General features: G+C 72.6%; 19 protein-coding genes and 1 riboswitch. Of the genes, 13 read left to right on the top strand and 6 right to left on the bottom strand.

Annotated features, from left to right (window positions below; translation table 11 throughout):
• The first annotated feature begins 99 nt into the window (after positions 1-99).
• A complete protein-coding gene (locus AB0M99_RS07755; protein WP_365917762.1) occupies positions 100-1,752 on the top strand; it encodes a DUF6350 family protein in 1,653 nt (550 codons plus the stop codon).
• On the opposite strand, the gene AB0M99_RS07750 is transcribed toward AB0M99_RS07755, so the two are convergent.
• Positions 1,749-2,405, bottom strand: coding sequence for a hypothetical protein (locus AB0M99_RS07750; protein WP_365917761.1), 657 nt, complete (start codon positions 2,403-2,405; stop codon positions 1,749-1,751). The two genes, AB0M99_RS07755 and AB0M99_RS07750, sit on opposite strands and share 4 nt — an antisense overlap.
• Before the next feature lie 246 nt (positions 2,406-2,651).
• On the opposite strand from AB0M99_RS07750, the gene purN reads away from it, so the two are divergent.
• Both purN and purH read left to right on the top strand, forming a co-directional pair.
• Positions 2,652-3,275: a phosphoribosylglycinamide formyltransferase gene (gene purN, locus AB0M99_RS07745; RefSeq protein ID WP_365917760.1), complete on the top strand. Its 624-nt coding sequence runs from the start codon at positions 2,652-2,654 to the stop codon at positions 3,273-3,275.
• Complete coding sequence (gene purH / locus AB0M99_RS07740) at positions 3,272-4,870, top strand: bifunctional phosphoribosylaminoimidazolecarboxamide formyltransferase/IMP cyclohydrolase (protein WP_365917759.1); 1,599 nt, start codon at positions 3,272-3,274, stop codon at positions 4,868-4,870. Before purN ends, purH begins: the two co-directional genes overlap by 4 nt.
• Before the next feature lie 87 nt (positions 4,871-4,957).
• Here the strand turns inward: purH and AB0M99_RS07735 are convergent, their stop codons facing one another.
• A complete protein-coding gene (locus AB0M99_RS07735; protein ID WP_365917758.1) occupies positions 4,958-5,581 on the bottom strand; it encodes a hypothetical protein in 624 nt (207 codons plus the stop codon).
• 249 nt (positions 5,582-5,830) lie between these two features.
• Here AB0M99_RS07735 and AB0M99_RS07730 point away from each other — a divergent pair, with 249 nt between their 5' ends.
• The 5 genes from AB0M99_RS07730 to AB0M99_RS07710 all read left to right on the top strand — a co-directional run bounded on the left by AB0M99_RS07730 (position 5,831) and on the right by AB0M99_RS07710 (position 10,725).
• Complete coding sequence (locus tag AB0M99_RS07730; protein WP_365917757.1) at positions 5,831-6,694, top strand: bifunctional methylenetetrahydrofolate dehydrogenase/methenyltetrahydrofolate cyclohydrolase; 864 nt, start codon at positions 5,831-5,833, stop codon at positions 6,692-6,694.
• Complete coding sequence (locus AB0M99_RS07725; RefSeq protein WP_365917756.1) at positions 6,684-7,268, top strand: DUF3017 domain-containing protein; 585 nt, start codon at positions 6,684-6,686, stop codon at positions 7,266-7,268. Before AB0M99_RS07730 ends, AB0M99_RS07725 begins: the two co-directional genes overlap by 11 nt.
• Positions 7,269-7,552: 284 nt before the next feature.
• Positions 7,553-8,542 (top strand): malate dehydrogenase, encoded by a 990-nt coding sequence (locus AB0M99_RS07720; RefSeq protein ID WP_365917755.1) that lies wholly within the window; start codon positions 7,553-7,555, stop codon positions 8,540-8,542.
• A gap of 154 nt (positions 8,543-8,696) precedes the next feature.
• Complete coding sequence (locus AB0M99_RS07715) at positions 8,697-10,349, top strand: hypothetical protein (protein WP_365917754.1); 1,653 nt, start codon at positions 8,697-8,699, stop codon at positions 10,347-10,349.
• Positions 10,339-10,725, top strand: a complete 387-nt coding sequence (locus tag AB0M99_RS07710; RefSeq protein ID WP_365917753.1) for a hypothetical protein — start codon at positions 10,339-10,341, stop codon at positions 10,723-10,725. Before AB0M99_RS07715 ends, AB0M99_RS07710 begins: the two co-directional genes overlap by 11 nt.
• A gap of 13 nt (positions 10,726-10,738) precedes the next feature.
• On the opposite strand, the gene AB0M99_RS07705 is transcribed toward AB0M99_RS07710, so the two are convergent.
• Positions 10,739-11,242, bottom strand: coding sequence for a carboxymuconolactone decarboxylase family protein (locus tag AB0M99_RS07705; RefSeq protein ID WP_365917752.1), 504 nt, complete (start codon positions 11,240-11,242; stop codon positions 10,739-10,741).
• A gap of 46 nt (positions 11,243-11,288) precedes the next feature.
• On the opposite strand from AB0M99_RS07705, the gene AB0M99_RS07700 reads away from it, so the two are divergent.
• Positions 11,289-12,689, top strand: coding sequence for a PLP-dependent aminotransferase family protein (locus tag AB0M99_RS07700; protein WP_365917751.1), 1,401 nt, complete (start codon positions 11,289-11,291; stop codon positions 12,687-12,689).
• Here the strand turns inward: AB0M99_RS07700 and AB0M99_RS07695 are convergent.
• Both AB0M99_RS07695 and AB0M99_RS07690 read right to left on the bottom strand, forming a co-directional pair.
• Positions 12,686-14,002, bottom strand: a complete 1,317-nt coding sequence (locus AB0M99_RS07695) for a hypothetical protein (RefSeq protein WP_365917750.1) — start codon at positions 14,000-14,002, stop codon at positions 12,686-12,688. The two genes, AB0M99_RS07700 and AB0M99_RS07695, sit on opposite strands and share 4 nt — an antisense overlap.
• A gap of 86 nt (positions 14,003-14,088) precedes the next feature.
• Positions 14,089-14,928, bottom strand: coding sequence for a hypothetical protein (locus AB0M99_RS07690; protein WP_365917791.1), 840 nt, complete (start codon positions 14,926-14,928; stop codon positions 14,089-14,091).
• 123 nt (positions 14,929-15,051) lie between these two features.
• Between AB0M99_RS07690 and AB0M99_RS07685 the strand changes: the two genes are divergently transcribed.
• Together AB0M99_RS07685 and AB0M99_RS07680 are read left to right on the top strand one after the other, a co-directional pair.
• Positions 15,052-15,351, top strand: a complete 300-nt coding sequence (locus AB0M99_RS07685; protein WP_365917749.1) for a hypothetical protein — start codon at positions 15,052-15,054, stop codon at positions 15,349-15,351.
• A gap of 6 nt (positions 15,352-15,357) precedes the next feature.
• A complete protein-coding gene (locus AB0M99_RS07680) occupies positions 15,358-16,560 on the top strand; it encodes a glutathionylspermidine synthase family protein (protein ID WP_365917748.1) in 1,203 nt (400 codons plus the stop codon).
• Positions 16,561-16,573: 13 nt separating this feature from the next.
• On the opposite strand, the gene rocD is transcribed toward AB0M99_RS07680, so the two are convergent.
• A complete protein-coding gene (gene rocD / locus AB0M99_RS07675) occupies positions 16,574-17,782 on the bottom strand; it encodes an ornithine--oxo-acid transaminase (RefSeq protein WP_365917747.1) in 1,209 nt (402 codons plus the stop codon).
• A gap of 109 nt (positions 17,783-17,891) precedes the next feature.
• Positions 17,892-17,982: riboswitch (ZMP/ZTP riboswitch) on the top strand.
• Between the two features lie 33 nt (positions 17,983-18,015).
• On the opposite strand from rocD, the gene glyA reads away from it, so the two are divergent.
• Entirely contained in the window at positions 18,016-19,293 is a 1,278-nt protein-coding gene (glyA, locus tag AB0M99_RS07670; protein ID WP_365917746.1) for a serine hydroxymethyltransferase, read from the top strand.
• 332 nt (positions 19,294-19,625) lie between these two features.
• On the top strand, positions 19,626-20,639 hold the full coding sequence (gene trpS / locus AB0M99_RS07665) for a tryptophan--tRNA ligase (protein ID WP_365917745.1): 1,014 nt from the start codon (positions 19,626-19,628) through the stop codon (positions 20,637-20,639).
• The last annotated feature ends 83 nt before the right edge of the window (positions 20,640-20,722 follow it).

Raw genomic sequence — 20,722 nt, 5'->3', positions numbered from 1 at the left:
GACGCCCTGAGCGAAAAAGTACATAAACGTATATTGAGCGACACCACGGGCATTCGCCTGTTACCCGCCCATAGCGCGTGTCGTTGGCACCATGGCGGGGTGACCCAAGTGACCGAACGCGGGACCCCGTTGCCGACGGCCTCGCGGGCCGCCGCCTGTGTGCTGGGCGGTGCAGTGGCCGCCGGACTCGGGCTCGGCTTCCTCGCCGTGCTCGTCATCGTGCTGTGGATCAGCTCCCCGTACCCCGACAGCGGCCCCGGCGGGGCCCTGCACCTGGCCGCCGGGCTCTGGCTGCTGGCCCACGGGACCGAGCTGATCCGGTACGAGACCCTGTCGGGGATGCCGGCACCGGTCGGCGTGACCCCGCTGCTGCTCGTCGTACTGCCCGCCCTGCTCATCCGCCGCGCGGCCCGGCTCGGGAGCGCCCCCGGCGAGCCCGGCGAGGAGGAGCTGCCCACCAGCGCCGTCTTCTCCGCCGTGCTGTGCGGGTACCTCGGGGTCGGGGCCCTCGCGACCGTGTACGCGGCCGGCGGCCCCATGCCCGCCGACCCGCTCAGCGCCGCCTGGCACCTCCCGCTGGTCGCGGCCCTCGCTGCCGCCGGCGGGGCGTGGGAGGCCCGGGGGCGCCCGCTCGGGCCGCTGCCCGCCTGGGCCCGGCGCCCCCGCTACGCACTCGCCCTGCGCGCCGGAGCCGGCGGGACCCTCGTCCTCCTGGGCGGCGGCGCCCTGCTCGTCGGATCCTCGCTCGCCTGGCACGGGGCGGAGGTCCAGGCGTCCTTCCTGTCGCTGACCGGCGTCTGGTCGGGCCGGTTCGCGGTACTGCTGCTCGCCGTCACCCTGATCCCGAACGCCATGGTCTGGGGCGCGTCCTACGCCCTCGGCCCCGGCTTCGCCCTCGGCACGGGAGCCGCCGCCACCCCGCTCGGCTTCGGCGGCTCGCCCGCGCTGCCCCGGTTCCCGCTGCTCGCGGCGCTGCCGCCGACGGGCCCGGGGACGCCGCTGACCTGGGCCGCGGCCGGGGTGCCGGTGGTGGCCGGGCTGGCGGTGGGCTGGTTCGCGGTACGCCGGGCGCGCGAGGTCTCGTACGGGGAGACGGCGCTCACCGCGGCACTGGGCTCGCTGGTCTGCGCGCTGGCGATGACCGGCCTCGCGGCGGCTTCGGCGGGGCCGATGGGCTCGCGCGAGCTGGCGAGCTTCGGGCCGGTGTGGTGGCAGACGGGCGCCGCCGCGCTGGGGTGGACCCTGGTGCTCGCGGTTCCGGTGGCGGTCACGGTGCACGCCTGGCGGAACCGGCCGGCCAGGGGCATGGCCGCCGAGGAGGACGACTGGCACGACAGCGGCGTACGGGAGATCCGCTGGGCGGCGCTGCGCCGCGCGGCGGGCACCCTGATCCCGGACTTCTCGTCGGCGAAGCCCGGTCCGGCGCCGGATCCCCAGCCTGTGGACACTCCGGCCGACCCGGCCCCGGCCCCGGCGAACGTTCCGGCGCCCAAGCCGCCCAAGCCGCCCAAGCCGCCCAAGCCGCCCAAGCCGCCCAAGCCGCCCAAGCCGCCCCGGACGGTGACCGTCCTGCCCGGCCTGAAGCTGGACCTGACCCCGATCCCGCTCCCGGCGAAGCCGCCCGTACCCGAGCCCGTACGCGAGTCCGTGCCCGGCCCCGTCCCGATGGTGACGGGCGCCCGCGTCCTGCCGCGCCGCAGACCGGAGTCCGGCTCCGGGACCGGGACCGGGACCGGCCCCGAGCCCTCCTAGCGCTGCACCTTCAGCATCTTGCCGATGACGTTGTCCGGAAGCAGGTCGTTGCACTGCAGCTCCGCCGTCTTCGTCAGGGCGTCGTCGCGGCAGACGTAGAAGTCCTTGTACGCGATCTGCAGCGCGTACGAGCTCAGTGCCAGCAGCACCGCCAGCGACGCGGTGACCAGGCCGCTCACCGCCGCCGTGCGCTGTGGCCGGGCGGCGGAGCCGAGGGCCGCGAGCCCGCCCTGGGCCGGCGCCGGGGCGGGAGCCGGCGCGCCGCCCTCCACGTCGTCGACGGAAGCCCGGGCGGCGGCCGGCGCCGGCACGTCCCGGAGCGCGCTGATCCCCCAGTACAGCGCGAGCGCACCCAGCAGCAGGCCCACCGACGGGATCCCGAAGATCCCGAAGAAGAAGCCCCACATGCCCGCCAGCAGCGCGTACCTCGCCCGCCGCTGGATCGGGTCGGTCGGATCCCAGCGCGCCGGTCCGCCCTCGCCCGGGCCCTGGCCCGGGCCCTGGCCGGGACCGGATCCCGGTTCCTCGCCCGGTCCCGGCCGGCCGCCGTCGGCGCCGCCCCGCGGCTGCCACGGCTGGTCGGGCCGGCCCTCCGGGGGAGCCGCGAAGGGGTTGTCGTCGGTCGAGGGGTCAGGCTGGCGGCGGTCCGGCATCGGGTGTGTTTCTTCCCCTGTGTCATGGACGTCGGTGGGACGTCGGCGGCCTGTTTGCGGCTTGTATGCCAGACGCTACCGCTCGGCCGTCCCCCCGTCCCTCGGGGGCCGTCCGGTGTGCCGGTATCGTTGCAGGCGGTCGGTGGCTTCGTATGGTCGCCCGTATATCGGCGACCTGAAGTTTCGTATGACCACACAAGACGAACGACGCATTCCCCGCGAGTTCCCCGCGAGAAAGGGCCTCCCATGGCCGCCTCCCGCCTGGTCGTGCTGGTCTCCGGTTCCGGCACCAACCTCCAGGCCCTGCTCGACGCCATCGACGCCCACCCCGGCGGAGCCGAGGGCTTCGGGGCCGAAGTCGTCGCCGTGGGGGCCGACCGCGAGAACATCGTCGGCCTGGAGCGCGCCGAGAAGGCGGGCATCCCCACCTTCGTGTGCCCGGTCAAGGCGTACGGCAGCCGCGAGGAGTGGGACGCCGCCCTCACCGAGGCGACCGCCACGCACGCGCCGGACCTCGTCGTGTCGGCCGGGTTCATGAAGATCGTGGGCAAGGGGTTCATCGACCGCTTCGGCGGCCGGTTCATCAACACGCACCCCGCCCTGCTGCCCGCCTTCCCCGGCGCGCACGGCGTACGGGACGCCCTCGCGTACGGCGCGAAGGTCACCGGCTGCACGGTCCACTTCGTGGACGCCGGCGTGGACACCGGTCCGATCATCGCCCAGGGTGTCGTCGAGGTCCGAGACCAAGAGGACGAAGCCGCTCTCCATGAGCGCATCAAGGAAGTCGAGCGCGAGCTGCTCGTCGATGTCGTGGGGCGCCTGGCCCGGCACGGCTACCGCATTGAGGGACGAAAGGTAACAATCCAGTGACCGCCGTAGAGAGCAACGACCCGACCACGACCCAGCGGCCGATCCGGCGTGCGCTCGTCAGTGTCTACGACAAGACGGGACTGGAAGAGCTGGCCCGCGGCCTGCACGAGGCGGGCGTCGCGCTCGTCTCCACCGGCTCCACCGCCTCGAAGATCGCCGCGGCCGGGGTGCCCGTCACCAAGGTCGAGGAGCTGACCGGCTTCCCCGAGTGCCTCGACGGCCGGGTCAAGACCCTGCACCCGCGCGTACACGCCGGCATCCTCGCCGACCTGCGCCTGGAGGACCACCGCAACCAGCTCGCCGAGCTGGGCGTGGAGCCCTTCGACCTGGTGATCGTCAACCTCTACCCCTTCCTGGCCACCGTCCAGTCGGGCGCCACCCCGGACGAGTGCGTGGAGCAGATCGACATCGGCGGTCCGTCGATGGTCCGCGCCGCCGCCAAGAACCACCCCTCCGTGGCCGTCGTGACCAGCCCCGCCCGCTACGCCGACGTGATCGCCGCGGCCCAGGGCGGCGGCTTCGACCTCACCGCCCGCAAGCGCCTGGCGGCCGAGGCCTTCCAGCACACCGCCGCGTACGACGTCGCCGTGGCCTCCTGGTTCACGAACGCGTACGCCCCGGAGCCGGAGGCCGTACTGCCCGAGTTCCTGGCCGGCGCGTGGGAGCGCAAGTCGACCCTCCGCTACGGCGAGAACCCGCACCAGGCCGCCGCCCTCTACACCGACGGCCGGCCGGGCGGGCTCGCCAACGCCGAGCAGCTGCACGGCAAGGAGATGTCCTTCAACAACTACGTGGACACCGAGGCCGCGCGCCGCGCCGCCTTCGACCACGAAGAGCCCTGCGTCGCGATCATCAAGCACGCCAACCCGTGCGGGATCGCCATCGACACGGACGTCGCCGCGGCCCACCGCAAGGCGCACGCCTGCGACCCGCTGTCGGCCTTCGGCGGCGTCATCGCCGTCAACCGCCCGGTGACCGTCGAGCTCGCCGAGCAGGTCGCGGAGATCTTCACCGAGGTCATCGCCGCCCCCGCCTACGAGGACGGCGCGGTCGAGGTCCTGGCCAAGAAGAAGAACATCCGCGTCCTGAAGGTGGACGGCACCCCGCACCAGCCGGGTGACCTCAAGCCCATCTCCGGCGGCGTGCTGCTCCAGCAGAGCGACACGTTTGAAAAGGGAAGGGGCCAGGCCGAGGGCGACGACCCGGCCAACTGGACGCTCGCCACCGGCGAGGCGCTCTCCGCCGAGGAGCTCGCCGGGCTCGCCTTCGCGTGGAAGGCCTGCCGGGCGGTCAAGTCCAACGCGATCCTGCTCGCCAAGGACGGCGCCTCGGTCGGCGTCGGCATGGGCCAGGTCAACCGCGTGGACTCGGCGAAGCTGGCGGTCGAGCGGGCGGGTGCCGAGCGCGCGCAGGGCTCGTACGCCGCTTCGGACGCGTTCTTCCCGTTCCCCGACGGCTTGGAGATCCTGACGGCCGCGGGCATCAAGGCCGTGGTCCAGCCGGGCGGTTCGGTCCGCGACGAGCAGGTGATCGAGGCCGCCAAGGCGGCGGGCGTGACGATGTACTTCACCGGGACCCGGCACTTCTTCCACTGAGTCCGGCAGGTACCCGCAGACGGCGAAGGCCGCGTCCCGCAGCAGTGCGGGGCGCGGCCTTCGCCGTCCGGTCCGGTGGCGCGGGCGTCAGTAGCGCGGGCGGTTGAACCAGACGGTCGCGCTGCTGTTGACCATGGAAGCGAAGATGATCACGCTGATGGTCAGGCCGATGGCGGCGCTGAAGAGCACGGGCGCGACCACCGCGGAGTGCTCGAAGTCGGAGGCGTTGACGCCCAGGTTCCCGAGGCTGCCGAGGATGCCCAGCGTCCCGTAGATGATCGTCGTGACGCGCACCCCGTTGCGGCCCTTGGCGAAGCGGGCGCCGAGGATGATCGGCACGAGGGCGAAGGCGGCGGCCGCGGCGCCGATGGCGATGATGAGTCCGCCCGTGAGGTCGCCGCTCGTGTTCGACACCGTCGTGGAGAGCGCGACACCGGAGAAGATCGCGAAGGCGGCGACGAGCAGCTGGAGGCCGCCGATGATGAACAGGAAGACGCGCGCGGTCTTCATCAGGCCGGGCATCCGCATCTGCACCGGCATGCCGGGGTAGGCGCCGGGGACGACCGGGTACGGGGGGTGGCCCGGGTATCCGTGGGGAGCGGGGGCCTGCTGCGGGTAGGGGTAGCCGCCTTGCGGTGCCTGCTGCGGGTAGCCGTAACCGGGCTGGCCCTGCTGCTGCCCGTACGGGTTGTTCGGGTCGCCGAAACTCATGTGGGGTGTTCCTCCGTGGAAGTGCGGGGACGCACGGCACGCACGGAGGATCACTGCGTTCGGTATGCGGCCCGCCCCCCGGCACTGCCCGCGGCACTCTTTCGGCCATGGTCGTCGGGCCGGAGCGGACTTGTCCAGCCGCTGTGCGACCGGTCGGTGACTTGTTGTGCAAGTGCAATGAATCGCATGTTCAAGCCGGTGGGAGGACGCGACTGGAACCGGGGCCGCTCCATCCGGGAGGATGGGTCCATGACCGCCCAGATTCTCGACGGCAAGGCCACCGCAGCCGCGATCAAGTCCGAACTGACCGCCCGCGTGGCGGCGCTCAAGGCCCGGGGCATCACGCCCGGCCTCGGCACCCTGCTGGTCGGCGACGACCCGGGCAGCCGCTGGTACGTCAACGGCAAGCACAAGGACTGTGCCGAGGTCGGCATCGCCTCCATCCAGCGCGAACTGCCCGCGACGGCCTCCCAGGAGGACATCGAGGCGGTCGTGCGGGAGCTCAACGCCAACCCGGAGTGCACGGGCTACATCGTCCAACTCCCGCTTCCCAAGGGCATCGACACCAACCGCGTCCTGGAGCTGATGGCCCCGGAGAAGGACGCCGACGGCCTGCACCCGATGTCGCTGGGCCGGCTGGTCCTGAACGAGCCGGGGCCGCTGCCCTGCACCCCGTACGGGATCGTCGAACTGCTCCGCCACCACGGCGTGGAGATCAACGGCGCGCACGTCGTCGTCCTCGGCCGCGGCATCACCGTCGGCCGCTCCATCGGCCTGCTGCTCACCCGCAAGTCCGAGAACGCGACCGTGACGCTGTGCCACACCGGCACGCGCGACCTCTCCGGGCTGCTGCGCCAGGCCGACATCGTCGTCGCGGCGGCCGGTGTCCCGCACCTGGTCAAGCCGGAGGACGTGAAGCCGGGCGCGGCCGTGCTCGACGTCGGCGTCAGCCGCGACGAGAACGGCAAGATCGTCGGGGACGTGCACCCCGCGGTCGCCGAGGTGGCGGGCTGGATCTCCCCCAACCCGGGCGGAGTCGGCCCGATGACCCGGGCCCAGCTGCTCGTCAACGTCGTCGAGGCGGCCGAACGGACCGACACCAGTGCGGGCTGAACGCGCGGCGGACCCGGCCCCCGAGCGGGGCACGGGCGGGGGCGCCCCGAAGCCGGCGGCTTCGAAGCCGCCGGTCTCGAAGTCGCCGGTCTCGAAGTCGCCGGTCTCGAAGCCGGTGGGCCCTGCGGCCCCGGCGCCCGCGGCGCCCGCCGCAGCCGCCGGGCGCGCGGCCGCCGAGTCCGGCGCGGCGAAGTCCCGGCGCTTCCCGTCCATCACCCGGGACACGGCCCGCCCCGAGGGCGGTGGCCGGGCCGCGCCCGGGGACGCCCCCGCGCCGGCTCGCCAGTGGCCGATGCTCGCCGTGCTCACGGCGACCGCGGCCGGGCTGCTGTCCACCGCGATGGGCCACCCGCGGGTCGGCTGCCTGCTGATCGGCATCGCCCTGATCGCGGCGGCGGTGCTGCGCCGGATACTGCCGTCCGTGGGCATGCTCGCGGTGCGCTCCCGCTTCACGGACATGGTCACGTACGGCCTGCTGGGCGTGGCGATCACGCTGCTCGCGCTCGTCATGGAGCCCAAGCCGCTGCTCAACATCCCGTTCCTGGAGAGCGCGGTCCGCTTCACCGTCCGCTGAGCCGCCGTGTCCACCGGGTGAACCCGGAGCCCCCGAACCGGGCGGATCTTCCGGGTGAAACGGCCCCCGAACTGCCGGAACACATGGGGAATCGGGCCGGTGGACCTTCGAACGGCCGGTCCGTGTGCCACGCACCACACGGACCGGGGGGTTGGCCCGGTCCCGGGTCGGATAGCCTGACCGCGGATGTCTCTTCACGTCAAGATTCACAGGGTCGGGGAGCGGCGTCCTCCCAGCACATGGGGCGGGGACGCCCCACCGCCAGCTGTCTAACGGAGAAGGCCATGACCCGCACTCCCGTGAATGTCACCGTCACCGGCGCCGCCGGCCAGATCGGCTACGCGCTGCTCTTCCGCATCGCGTCCGGCCACCTGCTCGGCGCGGACGTGCCGGTCAAGCTCCGTCTTCTGGAGATCCCCCAGGGCATGAAGGCCGCTGAGGGCACCGCCATGGAGCTCGACGACTGCGCCTTCCCGCTGCTGAAGGGCATCGACATCTTCGACGACCCGAACGCGGGCTTCGAGGGTGCGAACGTCGCCCTGCTCGTGGGCGCGCGCCCGCGCACCAAGGGCATGGAGCGCGGTGACCTGCTCTCCGCCAACGGCGGCATCTTCAAGCCGCAGGGCGCCGCGATCAACGCGCACGCCGCGGACGACATCAAGGTCCTGGTCGTGGGCAACCCGGCCAACACCAACGCGCTCATCGCGCAGGCCGCCGCCCCGGACGTACCGGCCGAGCGCTTCACCGCGATGACCCGCCTGGACCACAACCGCGCGATCTCGCAGCTCGCGCAGAAGACCGGCGCCGACGTCTCCGACATCAAGCGTCTGACCATCTGGGGCAACCACTCGGCCACCCAGTACCCGGACATCTTCCACGCGGAGATCGCCGGCAAGAACGCCGCCGAGGTCGTCAGCGACGAGCTGTGGCTCGCCGACACCTTCATCCCGACCGTCGCCAAGCGCGGCGCCGCGATCATCGAGGCCCGTGGCGCGTCCTCCGCCGCCTCGGCCGCCAACGCCGCCATCGACCACGTGCACACCTGGGTCAACGGCACCGCCGCGGGCGACTGGACCTCGATGGGCATCCCGTCGGACGGCTCCTACGGCGTCCCGGAGGGCATCATCTCCTCCTTCCCCGTCACCACCAAGGACGGCAAGTACGAGATCGTCCAGGGCCTGGACATCAACGAGTTCTCCCGTGCGCGCATCGACGCGTCCGTGGCGGAGCTCGTCGAGGAGCGCGACGCGGTCCGCGAGCTCGGCCTGATCTGATCCACCGCTCCACCTGATCCACCGCTTCACCGCTTCACCGCTTCACCGCTTCACCGCTTCACCGCTTCACCCAGAACGCCCCGGCGGGCCCCGCCGGGGCGTTCTGGCGCATTCGCCCCTGTCGGTCTCCCCCGCGGTGGCTTAATTTGTGCCGGTGACACGACCGCCCCTGCCCGGCAGGCCCCCCGTGGACCCTGCCTCCAGCGAGGCGGGCCGGCTGCTGTGCGCGGGCACCTACCTCGACCGCGCCTTCCGCGACCGGGTCATCGAGGAGCTGTACGTCCACTCCGAGCGGATCGTGGCGCCCTCGTACGGCTTCGACGCGTCCCGGGTCCTCGCCCACGCGCTGCGCGCCCGACGCGTCGAACTCGGCTGGGCCGCGCTCGTCCTGACGCTCTGGACGCTCGCCCAGCTGCTGCTGGAACCGGTCGTGCTGCTCCTGCTGCCCTGCCTGGGCCTGACCCTGACGGACCGGCTGATGCGCAGGACGGCCGGTCGGGGGGTGTGGCACGTGCTCGCCCGGCTGCTCCACAACGGCGCCCGGGTGCTGCTGGCCGGCACCGTGCTCTTCGTCGCGCTGCCCGGCCCGGTGGCGCGGTCGACCTGGCTGCCGCCGGTGGCACCGGCCGGGGTGGCCGGGCTCGGTGCGGTGGGCATCCTCGCCCTGATCGGGTACGCCGCCGAGATGCGCCACATGCACGTGGCCAGGATCCTCGGGAGCGAACTCACCCCCCAGCGCTATGCGGCGATGGCCTTCGAGACCACCGGCCACGGCAACAACGGGACCCGCTTCCCCAGGGTTCGGGCGCGCATCCGCCGCGAGCAGCACCAGGCGATGATCCTCTACAACGTGACGAACCCGATGTGCGGGGCAGGACGGCCCTTCCGCGCCTGGAGCCTGTCCGGGCTGGAACTGCGGCCGCGCACCGACCTGCCCGCCTCCGGGCGGCCGACGCCGTTGGACAACACGCGGGTCCTCGGCTCGATCACCGAGGGACTCGAAGGGCTGAGGGTCCCCGGCCCCAAGGGCTCTCCGCAGGTCGAGGCGGCAGTGCTGGACCGGCTGCGTGAACTCGTCATCGAGGAGTGCGTCTTCCTGCCCGCTCAGGGACTGCCGCACCGCGACGCGGCGCCGTACGAACCGCAGGCCATGGCCCAGCACTGCCGGGATGCCATCGAGGAGGCCGGCGAGAGGCGGCGCCACTACCTGCGCATACGCGTGAGCGCCTGGGACGAGGGAATGGTCCTGACCGTGTTCGTACGGGTCCACACCCACGGCGGGATGCTCATGGTGGAGTTCGCCCCGCACGTGCTGCTGCCCGTCCGCACGCTCTTCCAGTCCGCCGACGCGATCGCCGCCCGCTACCGCGCGGAGAGCGTCCTGCGCCGGGTGCTGCGCTCACTCGCCCGGGCCCCGCACTCGGTCGGTGACGCCCTGATCCTGCTGGTCCAGGCACAGGGCAGTACCTGGCGCCTGGCCACGGAGACCTCCGACGGGCCGTACCAGATGATCGGCCCCGAGGCCTCCGTCCGGGAGCTAGGCTCCGAGCAGCAGGCCTCGATCTTCCACGAGATGGACATCGAACGCTTCCTGAAGGCGATCCAGGAGCGGGTGGTGGGCGGTGTCAGCAAGGCGCTGCACGAAGCGGGCTGGCAGACCGAGGAGTTCGAGCGGCAGACCATCCGGGTGGAACCGGGAGCCGTGTTCATCCAGTCCGTGAACAACAGTTCCTTCGGCATCGGAGGGACCAGCCACAACAGCACGACCAACCATCACGGAGACAGGGGGACAGGCCATGGCGCCTGAGGCAGAGGGCCGCGGCCCGTCCGTACACCTGGGCAACGTCGACCGCAGCAGCTTCAGCATCGGCGGCTCCGGAAACCACAACAGCGTGGTCAACCACGGCGGTTCCGCCCCCGTGCCCGACGCGGCGTACGAGGAACTGCGCACCGCCATCGCGGAACTGCGCGCCGACCTCGCCCGGCTCACCCCGCGCGCCGAGGTCGAGGTGCTGGAGGCGGAGCTGGCCGGTGCCGAGGACGAGCTGGCCGCCTCCGGCACCGCCGGCGTCGGCCGGCTGTCCCGGGTGCGGGACGCGCTCGCCTCGGCGGGCGGTGTCGTGGAGCTGCTGGCCTCCGGGGGCGCGGTGCTCGGGGCCGTCACGCAGTTGCTGGGCGGATGACGGTGCGGGCGGGTCAGACCTTGTGGGAGCCCGCCTTGTAGTGGCCCGGGACCATGCGGGTGGTGACGCCGAAGCGGTTCCAGACGTTGATCGTCGCGATCAGGGCGATCAGGTGGGCGAGCTCCTGCTCCCCGAAGTGCTTCGCGGCCCGCTCGTACACCTCGTCCGGCACGAAACCGTCGGTCAGTACGGTCACGGCCTCCGTCAGCTCGATCGCCGCGAGCTCCTTCTCGGTGTAGAAGTGGCGCGACTCCTCCCAGGCGCCGAGCAGGACGATCCGCTCCACGCTCTCGCCCGCCGCCAGCGCGTCCTTGGTGTGCATGTCCAGGCAGAACGCGCAGTGGTTGAGCTGCGAGGCGCGGATCTTGACCAGCTCGATCAGGGTGGGATCCAGGCCCTTCCTGGAGGCGACCTCCAGGGCGTAGACGGCCTTGTAGACCTCGGGGGCGGCCTTGGCCCACTGCATGCGGGGGGCCTGTTCGGGGGCGGTCTCGGCGTGGTGCTGGTGTGTGGTCATGGCTCCACCCTACGAACCAGGCGGACCGCCGATATGGTCCATATCCATGACGGATTCTTGGGCCACTTTCGGCGCGGACCTGCACCTGGAGCTCACCGCGGGGCGCGGCCTGCGGGCCGGGCTCGCGGAGTCGCTGCGCGAGGCCGCGCGCAGCGGCCGCCTCGCCCCGGGGACCCGGCTGCCGTCCTCGCGCTCGCTCGCCGCGGACCTCGGGATCGCCCGCAACACGGTCGCGGAGGCGTACGCCGAACTCGTCGCCGAGGGCTGGCTCACCGCCCGCCAGGGCTCCGGGACTCGGGTCGCGCAGCGGGCGCGGCCGCGGCGGGCCGCGACGGCCGCCGCCGCACGCCGCCCCGCGCGGCCGGGGTCCTCGTACAGCCTGCTGCCGGGCACCCCGGACCTGGGCGGCTTCCCGCGCGCGGCCTGGCTCTCGGCGGCCCGGCGGGCGCTGACCGACGCCCCGAACGAGGCCTTCGGGTACGGGGCCGATCCGCGCGGGCGCGTGGAGCTGAGGGAGGCGCTGGCCGGGTACCTGGCGCGGGCGCGCGGGGTGTACGCGGACCCGGAGCGGATCGTGCTCTGCGCGGGCTTCGTGCACGGGCTGACGCTGCTCGCACGGGTGCTCCGGGCACGGCGGGTCCGGGAGGTGGCGGTGGAGGGGTACGGGCTGGACATCCACTGGGACCTGCTCGCCGGGGCCGGGCTGCGGACCCGCGCGATGGGCGTGGACGGCGCGGGGGCCCGTACGGGCGAGGTGCCCGCGGAGGCCGGCGCGGTGCTGCTGACGCCGGCGCACCAGTTCCCGACGGGCGCGGCGCTCACTCCCGAGCGGCGGACGGCGGTGGTGGACTGGGCCAGGACCACCGGCGGGCTGGTGCTGGAGGACGACTACGACGGCGAGTTCCGCTACGACCGCCAGCAGGTCGGGGCGCTGCAAGGCCTGGACCCGGACCGGGTGGTGTACCTCGGCACGGCCAGCAAGTCGCTGGCGCCGGGGCTGAGGATGGGCTGGATGGTGGTCCCGCCGTCCGTGCTGGACGAGGTGCTCGCGATGAAGGGCCGGACCGACTGGACCTCCAGCGCGCTGGAACAGCTCACCCTCGCGGAGTTCATCCGCTCCGGCGCCTACGACCGGCACGTGCGCGGGATGCGGATGCGCTACCGGCGGCGGCGCGACGAGCTGGTCGCCGCCGTCTCGGACCGGGTGGAGGTCTCGGGCATCGCGGCGGGGCTGCACGCGGTGCTGGACCTGCCGCCGGGGAGCGAGCGGGAGGTCCTGCGGTCGGCGGCCTGGCAGGACCTGGCCCTGCACCCGTTGTCGTTCTTCCGCCATCCCGACGCGGCCGTCCCGCCCCGCGAGGCGCTGGTCGTCGGGTACGGGACCCCGCCGACCAGCGCCTGGTCGCCGACCCTGGCCGCGCTGGTGGCGACGCTGCCGCTGCCCTAGTCGCTGCCGGGCTCGTCGCCGGGCTCGTCGCCGGGCTCGTCGTCGGGCCGGTCGCCGGGCTCGTCCTGCGCGGGCTGCGAGGGCTCTTCCTCCTCGGGCGGAAGTATCTGGAGGATCTGGCCGGACGACGTCCTGAGGTAGCGGATCCCGGCGTCGCCGTCGACCGCGGGCGGGGAGATCTGGGCGCGGAGCTGTTCCTGGCGCGTCGCCACCGACGTGCCGAAGTCGTGCCAACGGCCCTTGAGCTCGACCTGGGTGAGGCGTTCGGTCAGTTCGGTCACGATCGCCTCGGCCTCCTCCAGCTGATGGACCTGCGACTCCATGAACCGCCGCAGTGCGGCGTAGGGATTGGCGGGATCGGCGAGCGCCAGCGCCGCCCCGTCGGCAACCATGGCCTTGCGCCGGATCGCGATCGCCGCTCGCGCCAGGTGGAGCTCCCGGACGAAGTGGTCGGTCTCCTTCGTCGTGCCGCCGAGGGCCTCCTCCAGGCGGCGGTAGTCGACCTTGCCGTCGTCGTCCACCAGCTCGTCGATGACGCCGCGGTGCTTCTCCAGGAACTGCCGGGAGCGGTGGAACTCGTCGTACGCGCCCTTCAGGGCGAGTTCGAGATGCGGATCGCGGCCGTCGAGCATCAGGCTGATCGCGCGGGACAACTGGTCGTCGGCGGATCGCTGGTCCTTGATCCGCTCGACGTAGTGGCGTTCCTCCTGGCGGCGCAGGCCGGCCTCGACCCGGCGCTGGTGCGCCCGCTGTTCGCGTTGGGCCACCATGTCCAGCGCCATGACGGTTCCGGCGACGGCCAGCACCGGCCAGCCCGCCGCGATCGCTCCGCCGGCGGCTACGGGCTTCAGCACGGCATGTGCCGTCTTGCCGTCGGTGCGGGAGAACCCTCTGAACCCGGAGGTTCCGACGGCCTTGACGAGCTCCGCGCCCTTGGGCAGCACCACCCGGAACAGCGTCGGGCCCTTCGGGTTGACGGCCTCCACGATCCCGGCCAGCGCCTGCTGAGCCGTCGCGTTCACGGGCACGGTCCGGAACTTCGCGATCTCCGGCTCGCCGACCGGGTAGTACTCGACGGCCACCGGCGCCGCTGCGGCTTCGAGCGCGTCCCAGATCGCGGCGGAGGTCGAGCCGGAGGCCCGGAGCACGTCCTCGGGCACCAGGAGCCCCGCCGCGGGGAGCTCGGGCCGGGCCTCGGCCACTGCCGTGGTGCCCGGGGCGGTGGCGGCGCCGCGGGAGGATCGGCGCATCAGCCACGCGGCGGCGAGCACCGCGATCGCGACGACGGCGATCAGCGCAACGGGTATGGACATCAAGCCGGGTCACGTCCTCGGGCAGGCTGCGGTGGTTGCATCGAGCCGCGCGAGCATAGCGAGCCACCCGGCACTTCAGGGGCGGATCAGTGCCCTCGGACCGGCTCCTGCCGCGGGCTCTGCTCCGGGAGTTCGCCGAAGCGGGCCAGGGCCAGGGCTCCGGCGACGGCCACCGCGAAGCCCGCCACGGCCAGCCAGGTCAGGCCCTCGCGGGTGCGGTCCCCGAGCCAGGCCACGCCCACCGCCGCCGGGCCGATCGTCTCGCCGAGCACCAGCCCGGCGGTCGCCGCCGTCACCGAGCCGCGCTGCAGGGCCGAGGTGAGCAGCAGGAACGCCGCGCCGCCGCCCAGCAGCAGTGCGTACAGCGCCGGGTTCGCGAGCGACGGCCCGTCGATGAGGCGGACGGCCACCTCCACCACCCCGAAGCCCGTGCCGGCCGCCAGGCCCAGCACCAGGGCCCGGGCCCGGTCCGGCAGCCCGCCCGACACCGCTCCCACCAGCAGCACGAGCCCCGCCACGCCCAGCAGGCCCAGCTTCAGCGCCAGGGAGCCCTTGCCGGAGCCCTCCTCCCCGGACGCCAGACCCAGCATGAGCAGCCCCGCGCAGACCACCGCGACCGCGCCCCACTCGTTCGCGCGCAGCCGTACGCCCAGCAGCCGCGCCGCGACCACCGCGGTGACCGCGAGACTGGCCGCCAGCGCCGCCCCCACCGTGTAGATCGGGACGTGCCGCAGCGCCACGATCTGGAGCACGAAGCCGACCCCGTCCAGCCCGAGGCCCGCGAGGTACCGCCACTGGCGCAGGGCCCGCAGCAGCAGCGCGGTGTCCACGCCCGAGCCGGTTCCGGGCTCCGCCGCGCGGGCGGCCACCGCCTGGAGGACCGAGGCCGTACCGAAGCAGACCGCCGCACCGAGTGCGCAAATCATCCCAATGAGCACGAACTGACTCTAAGTCACCGGTGTGACGAGGGCATGACGGCGGCTGGATTCCATCGGTCCGGACCACCGCTCTAGTCTGTCGGGAGCACGCCACTAGGGGAGCCGCCACAGATGGACATCAGCAACAAGAACCAGCGCCGGATGCGCTCCGGCACCGTAGCGCTCGGCGGCATGGGCCTGCTCGCAGCGGCCCTGGTGGCCTGCGGCAGCAGCAACGAGCCCGACAAGCGCTGCGCCGACCGCGCAACGCTCGACAAGCTGAACACCAAGGAGTGCAAGAGCGGCGGCCGCGGCTCGTACTACTACGGCGGCAGCGTCGTCAACAACAAGGTCACCGGCGGCAGCTTCGACAAGTCCGCCGTCACCCGCGGCGGCATCGGCGGCAGCAGCACCGGCTCCAGCGGCGGCTGACCCCCGATGAAGCGCCACACCATCGAGCCCCGCCCGGACTGGCAGCGCATCGTCGAGGAGCAGGGGCTCATCTACCCCCTCACCCGCTACCCCGACGACTCCCTGCGCCCCTACTGGGACGAGAGCGCGTACTACTCCTTCTCGCTCCCCGAGGTCGAGGCGCTGGAGAACGTCGTCGAGGAACTGCACGCCATGTGCCTGGCCGCCGCCGCGCACATCGTCGAGCACGACCGCTTCGCGGACCTCGGCATCACCGACGCGAAGCTCGCCGGACGCATCCGCGAGTCCTGGCGGCGGCGTGCGGAACAGCCCTCCCTGTACGGCCGTTTCGACCTGCGCTACGACGGCTCCGGCAGCCCGGCCAAACTCCTGGAGTACAACGCCGACACCCCGACCTCCCTGGTGGAGGCGGCGAGTCCGCAGTGGTTCTGGATGGAGGAACGGTTCCCCGGCGCCGACCAGTGGAACTCCCTCCACGAGCGCCTCGTCGACGCCTGGCGCCGGCAGTCGGAGCTGCTCCCGACCGGCCCGCTGCACTTCGCGCACTCCGAGACCGACGAGCTCGGCGAGGACCTGATGACGGTCGCCTACCTCCAGGAGACCGCCGAGCAGGCGGGCCTGGAGACCGAGTCGATCTCCGTCGAGCAGATCGGCTGGGACAGCCTGTCCGGCCGGTTCGTGGACCAGAAGCTCCGCTTCATCCGCAGCTGCTTCAAGCTCTACCCGTGGGAGTGGCTGGCCGCCGACGAGTTCGGCCCGCAGGTCCTCGGCACGTACGACCACGGCGGCGGCTCCGGCACGACCGCGTGGATCGAGCCGCTGTGGAAGATGCTGCTGTCCAACAAGGCGCTGCTGGCGATCCTGTGGGAGCTCTTCCCGGAGCACCCGAACCTGCTGCCCGCCTACCTCGACGGACCGCGCGAGCTCGCCGACACCGGCGGCCAGGGGTACGTCGCGAAGCCGCTGCTCGGCCGCGAGGGCGCCGGCGTGACCCTGCACCCGGCGGACGGGAGCGGCGAGCCGTTCGTCCCGGCCGAGGGGGAGGCGTACTGCTTCCAGGGCCTGGCCCCGCTGCCCGACTTCGACGGCAACCGGGTGGTGCTCGGCGCGTGGGTCGTCGAGGACGAGTCGGCGGGGCTCGGCATCCGGGAATCGGCGGGGCCGGTCACGGACGAGTACGCCCGCTTCCTGCCCCACGTCATCCTCTGACGGCCGAGGCCGTCTAGTCGGCGGCGAGGACCGACCGGAGCCGGTCCAGGCCCCAGTCCAGGTCCTCCTTGCTGATGACCAGCGGCGGCGCGATCCGGATCGTCGACCCGTGGGTGTCCTTCACCAGCACCCCGAGCTCCATCAGCTTCTCGGAGATCTCCCGGCCCGTCCCGCGCGCCGGGTCGATGTCGATGCCCGCCCACAGCCCGCGTCCCCGTACGGCCGTCACCGCGCCCCCGCCCACCAGCAGGTTCAGCTCCCGGTGCAGATGGTCGCCGAGCTCGGTGGCGCGCTGCTGGTACTCGCCGGTCCGGAGCATCGCGACGACCTCCAGGGCCACGGCGCAGGCCAGCGGGTTGCCGCCGAAGGTCGAGCCGTGCTCGCCCGGCCGGAACACGCCGAGCACGTCCCGGTCGGCGACGACCGCCGACACGGGCACGACCCCGCCGCCGAGGGCCTTGCCGAGGATGTACACGTCGGGGACGACGTCCTCGTGCTCGCAGGCGAAGGTCTTCCCGGTGCGGCCGAGGCCCGACTGGATCTCGTCCGCCATGAACAGGACGTTCCGCTCGCGCGTCAGTTCCCGTACGCCGCGCAGGTACCCGGCGGGCGGTACGAGGACCCCCGCCTCGCCCTGGATCGGCTCCAGCAGCACGGCCACGGTGTTCTCGGTGACGGCCGCGGCGAGCGCGGTGAGGTCCCCGTACGGGACGATCTCGAAGCCCGGGGTGTACGGGCCGAAGTGGTCGCGGGCGTCGTGGTCGGTGGAGAACGAGACGATCGTCGTCGTCCGGCCGTGGAAGTTGTCGGCCGCGACCACGATCTTGGCGTGGCCGTCCGGGACGCCCTTGACCTCGTAGCCCCACTTGCGGGCGGTCTTGACGGCCGTCTCCACGGCCTCGGCGCCCGTGTTCATGGGCAGCACCATCTCCTTGCCGCACAGCGCGGCGAGCTCGGTGCAGAAGTCGGCGAAGCGGTCGTGGTGGAAGGCGCGGGAGGTGAGGGTGACCCGCTCCAGCTGGGCGCGGGCCGCGTCGAGGAGGCGGCGGTTTCCATGGCCGAAGTTGAGGGCCGAGTAGCCGGCCAGCATGTCCAGGTACCGGCGGCCCTCCACGTCGGTCATCCACGCGCCTTCCGCGGTCGCGACGACGACGGGCAGCGGGTGGTAGTTGTGCGCGCTGTGCGCGTCGGCGGAGCGGATGGCATCAGCAGTTGTCGACACGGGGTCTCCGATCGTCCGTCAGGCCTGTGACGAGGGTGGCGTCACTTTCCATCCTCGCTCGTACAGCGGACGGAGAAACCTTTCTTGTGGCGCGCCCGCTAAGGTGGGCCGTACGCACGGCAACTGGCGCACGGAGAACCAACTCCGGGGGAGTCGTGCGCGCACGACCGCATACAGGGCCGCTCGCCTGGGCCTCGCGGGGACGAACCGACATCGACCCCGGAGGAGCCGCCATGACCGCGCGCCAGCCGTCCGCCCATCCCGCCCTTTTCGCGACCGACCCCGAACTGGCGTCGTTCGTACAGGCGGAGGAATCCCTGCAGGCCGAGACCCTGCGCCTGATCCCCAGCGAGAACTACGTGTCCGCGGCGGTGCTGGAGGCCTCCGGCACGGTGCTGCAGAACAAGTACAGCGAGGGCTACCCCGGCCGCCGGTACTACGAGGGCCAGCAGAACATCGACCGCGTCGAGGCACTGGCCGTCGAGCGCGCCAAGGGCCTGTTCGGGGTGGACCACGCGAACGTGCAGCCGTACTCCGGCTCGCCGGCCAACCTGGCGGTGTACCTGGCCTTCGCGAAGCCCGGCGACACCGTGATGGGCATGGCCCTGCCGATGGGCGGCCACCTCACCCACGGCTGGGGCGTCTCGGCGACGGGCTCCTGGTTCCGGGGCGTGCAGTACGGGGTCTCCGCCGGGACGGGGCTCATCGACTACGACGCGGTGCGCGACCTCGCGCTGGCCGAGCGGCCGAAAATCATCTTCTGCGGCGGCACCGCGCTGCCCCGGACGATCGACTTCGCGGCCTTCGCGTCCATCGCCGAGGAGGCGGGCTCGGTCCTGGTCGCGGACGTGGCGCACATCGCCGGCCTGATCGCGGGCGGCGCCCACCCCTCGCCGGTGCCGCACGTGGACGTGGTGTCCACCACCACCCACAAGACCCTGCGCGGCCCGCGCGGCGCGATGCTGATGTGCCGCGCGGAGCACGCGAAGGCCATCGACAAGGCCGTGTTCCCGGGCCTCCAGGGCGGCCCGCACAACCAGACGACCGCCGGCATCGCGGTCGCGCTGCACGAGGCGGCGCAGCCGTCGTTCGTGACGTACGCGCACGCGGTGGTGGCCAACGCCAAGGCCCTGGCCGAGGCGCTCCTGGCCCGGGGCTTCGACCTCGTGTCGGGCGGAACGGACAACCACCTGATCCTGATGGACCTGACGTCGCGGGACGTCCCCGGCAAGGTCGCCGCGAAGGCGCTGGACCGCGCGGGCATCGTGGTCAACTACAACACCGTGCCGTTCGACCCGCGCAAGCCGTTCGACCCGTCGGGCATCCGGATCGGCACGCCGTCGCTCACTTCCCGTGGGCTCGGGGTGGACCACATGCCGGTGGTGGCGGACTGGATCTCGCGCGCCGTCGACGCGGCGGCGAAGTCGGACGAGCCGGCCCTGGCCGCGATCCGCGCGGAGGTCACGGACCTGATGGCCGCCTTCCCGGCCCCGGGTCTCCCGCTGTCCTGACCCCGCGGCCCGGCTGCTGGGGGCGCTGCCCCCAGACCCCCGCGCCTCGAACGCCGGCGAGGCTGGATCTTTCAGCCCCGCCGGCGATTGAGGCGCGGGTGTGGGCAGTGCCCGCGAAGCCCCGCGCAGCGGCATCCCCCCGTGGCCTGAACGGAAAGCGGTCGCTCGGCCGGGGCAGGATCCGGACGCGCCGCTACTGTCCGGTACTCGGGCGGAGCCCCGGCGCGGGGCCGGGCGCGGGGTGCGGCCCCGGACGCGCCGGGCCCCGCGACCCGCACGGATCCGGCCAGCGCGCGGACAGAGTCCCGCCCCGCACCTGAGAGAATGAAGCCATGGCTTCTGATCGTCCTCGCGCGCTCTCCGGCATCCAGCCCACCTCCGGTTCGTTCCACCTCGGGAACTACCTCGGAGCCATCCGCCAGTACGTGGCCCTGCAGGAGACGCACGACGCCTTCTACATGGTCGTCGACCTGCACGCGATCACCATGCCGCAGGATCCGAAGGACCTCCGCGCGAACACCCGCCTCTCCGCCGCGCAGCTGCTCGCCGCCGGCCTGGACCCCGAGCGCTGCACGCTCTTCATCCAGAGCCACGTCCCCGAGCACGCGCAGCTCGGCTGGGTCATGAACTGCATCACCGGCTTCGGCGAGGCCAGCCGGATGACCCAGTTCAAGGACAAGTCCGCCAAGCAGGGCGCGAACAACGCCACCGTCGGCCTGTTCACGTACCCGATCCTCCAGGTCGCCGACATCCTGCTCTACCAGGCGAACGCCGTGCCCGTCGGCGAGGACCAGCGCCAGCACATCGAGCTGACCCGCGACCTCGCCGAGCGCTTCAACCAGCGCTTCGGCAACACCTTCACCCTCCCCGCGGCGCACATCGTCAAGGAGGTCGCGAAGATCTACGACCTCCAGGACCCGTCGATCAAGATGTCGAAGTCGGCGTCGTCCCCCAAGGGCCTGATCAACCTCCTCGACGAGCCCAAGGCCACCGAGAAGAAGATCAAGAGCGCGGTGACCGACACCGAGGCCGTGATCCGTTTCGACGCCGTGGAGAAGCCCGGCGTCAGCAACCTGCTCACGATCTACTCCACTCTCACGGGCGAGACGATCCCCGCTCTGGAGGCCCAGTACGAGGGCAAGGGCTACGGCGCGCTGAAGACCGACCTGGCCGGAGTGATGGTCGATTTCGTCACACCGTTCAAGCAGCGCACCCAGGAGTACCTGGACGACCCGGAGACCCTGGACTCCTTGCTGGCCAAGGGCGCGGAGAAGGCTCGGGCGGTCGCGGCGGAGACCCTCGCGCAGGCCTACGACAGGCTCGGACTCCTCCCCGCGAAGCACTGAGCGACAGAGTCCCCTGGCGATCTGGGGGGTGCTGGCGCCACACTGGGGCGGCAGCACTCGCACAGACCACGCCCGGCCCGCGC

The organism is Streptomyces sp. NPDC051183 (assembly GCF_040682455.1).
GTDB lineage: Bacteria > Actinomycetota > Actinomycetes > Streptomycetales > Streptomycetaceae > Streptomyces.
Note: the sequence above shows the minus strand (reverse complement) of the source record. Positions and strands in the feature narration are given on the sequence as shown.

What these genes read in the sequence shown, in the direction of transcription:
- AB0M99_RS07750 (WP_365917761.1), bottom strand. Translation starts at nt 2,405, where the DNA reads ATGCCGGACCGCCGCCAGCCTGACCCCTCGACCGACGACAACCCCTTC.
- purN (WP_365917760.1), top strand. Translation starts at nt 2,652, where the DNA reads ATGGCCGCCTCCCGCCTGGTCGTGCTGGTCTCCGGTTCCGGCACCAAC.
- AB0M99_RS07735 (WP_365917758.1), bottom strand. Translation starts at nt 5,581, where the DNA reads ATGAGTTTCGGCGACCCGAACAACCCGTACGGGCAGCAGCAGGGCCAG.
- AB0M99_RS07730 (WP_365917757.1), top strand. Translation starts at nt 5,831, where the DNA reads ATGACCGCCCAGATTCTCGACGGCAAGGCCACCGCAGCCGCGATCAAG.
- AB0M99_RS07720 (WP_365917755.1), top strand. Translation starts at nt 7,553, where the DNA reads ATGACCCGCACTCCCGTGAATGTCACCGTCACCGGCGCCGCCGGCCAG.
- AB0M99_RS07710 (WP_365917753.1), top strand. Translation starts at nt 10,339, where the DNA reads ATGGCGCCTGAGGCAGAGGGCCGCGGCCCGTCCGTACACCTGGGCAAC.
- AB0M99_RS07705 (WP_365917752.1), bottom strand. Translation starts at nt 11,242, where the DNA reads ATGACCACACACCAGCACCACGCCGAGACCGCCCCCGAACAGGCCCCC.
- AB0M99_RS07700 (WP_365917751.1), top strand. Translation starts at nt 11,289, where the DNA reads ATGACGGATTCTTGGGCCACTTTCGGCGCGGACCTGCACCTGGAGCTC.
- AB0M99_RS07695 (WP_365917750.1), bottom strand. Translation starts at nt 14,002, where the DNA reads ATGTCCATACCCGTTGCGCTGATCGCCGTCGTCGCGATCGCGGTGCTC.
- AB0M99_RS07690 (WP_365917791.1), bottom strand. Translation starts at nt 14,928, where the DNA reads ATGATTTGCGCACTCGGTGCGGCGGTCTGCTTCGGTACGGCCTCGGTC.
- AB0M99_RS07685 (WP_365917749.1), top strand. Translation starts at nt 15,052, where the DNA reads ATGGACATCAGCAACAAGAACCAGCGCCGGATGCGCTCCGGCACCGTA.
- AB0M99_RS07680 (WP_365917748.1), top strand. Translation starts at nt 15,358, where the DNA reads ATGAAGCGCCACACCATCGAGCCCCGCCCGGACTGGCAGCGCATCGTC.
- glyA (WP_365917746.1), top strand. Translation starts at nt 18,016, where the DNA reads ATGACCGCGCGCCAGCCGTCCGCCCATCCCGCCCTTTTCGCGACCGAC.
- trpS (WP_365917745.1), top strand. Translation starts at nt 19,626, where the DNA reads ATGGCTTCTGATCGTCCTCGCGCGCTCTCCGGCATCCAGCCCACCTCC.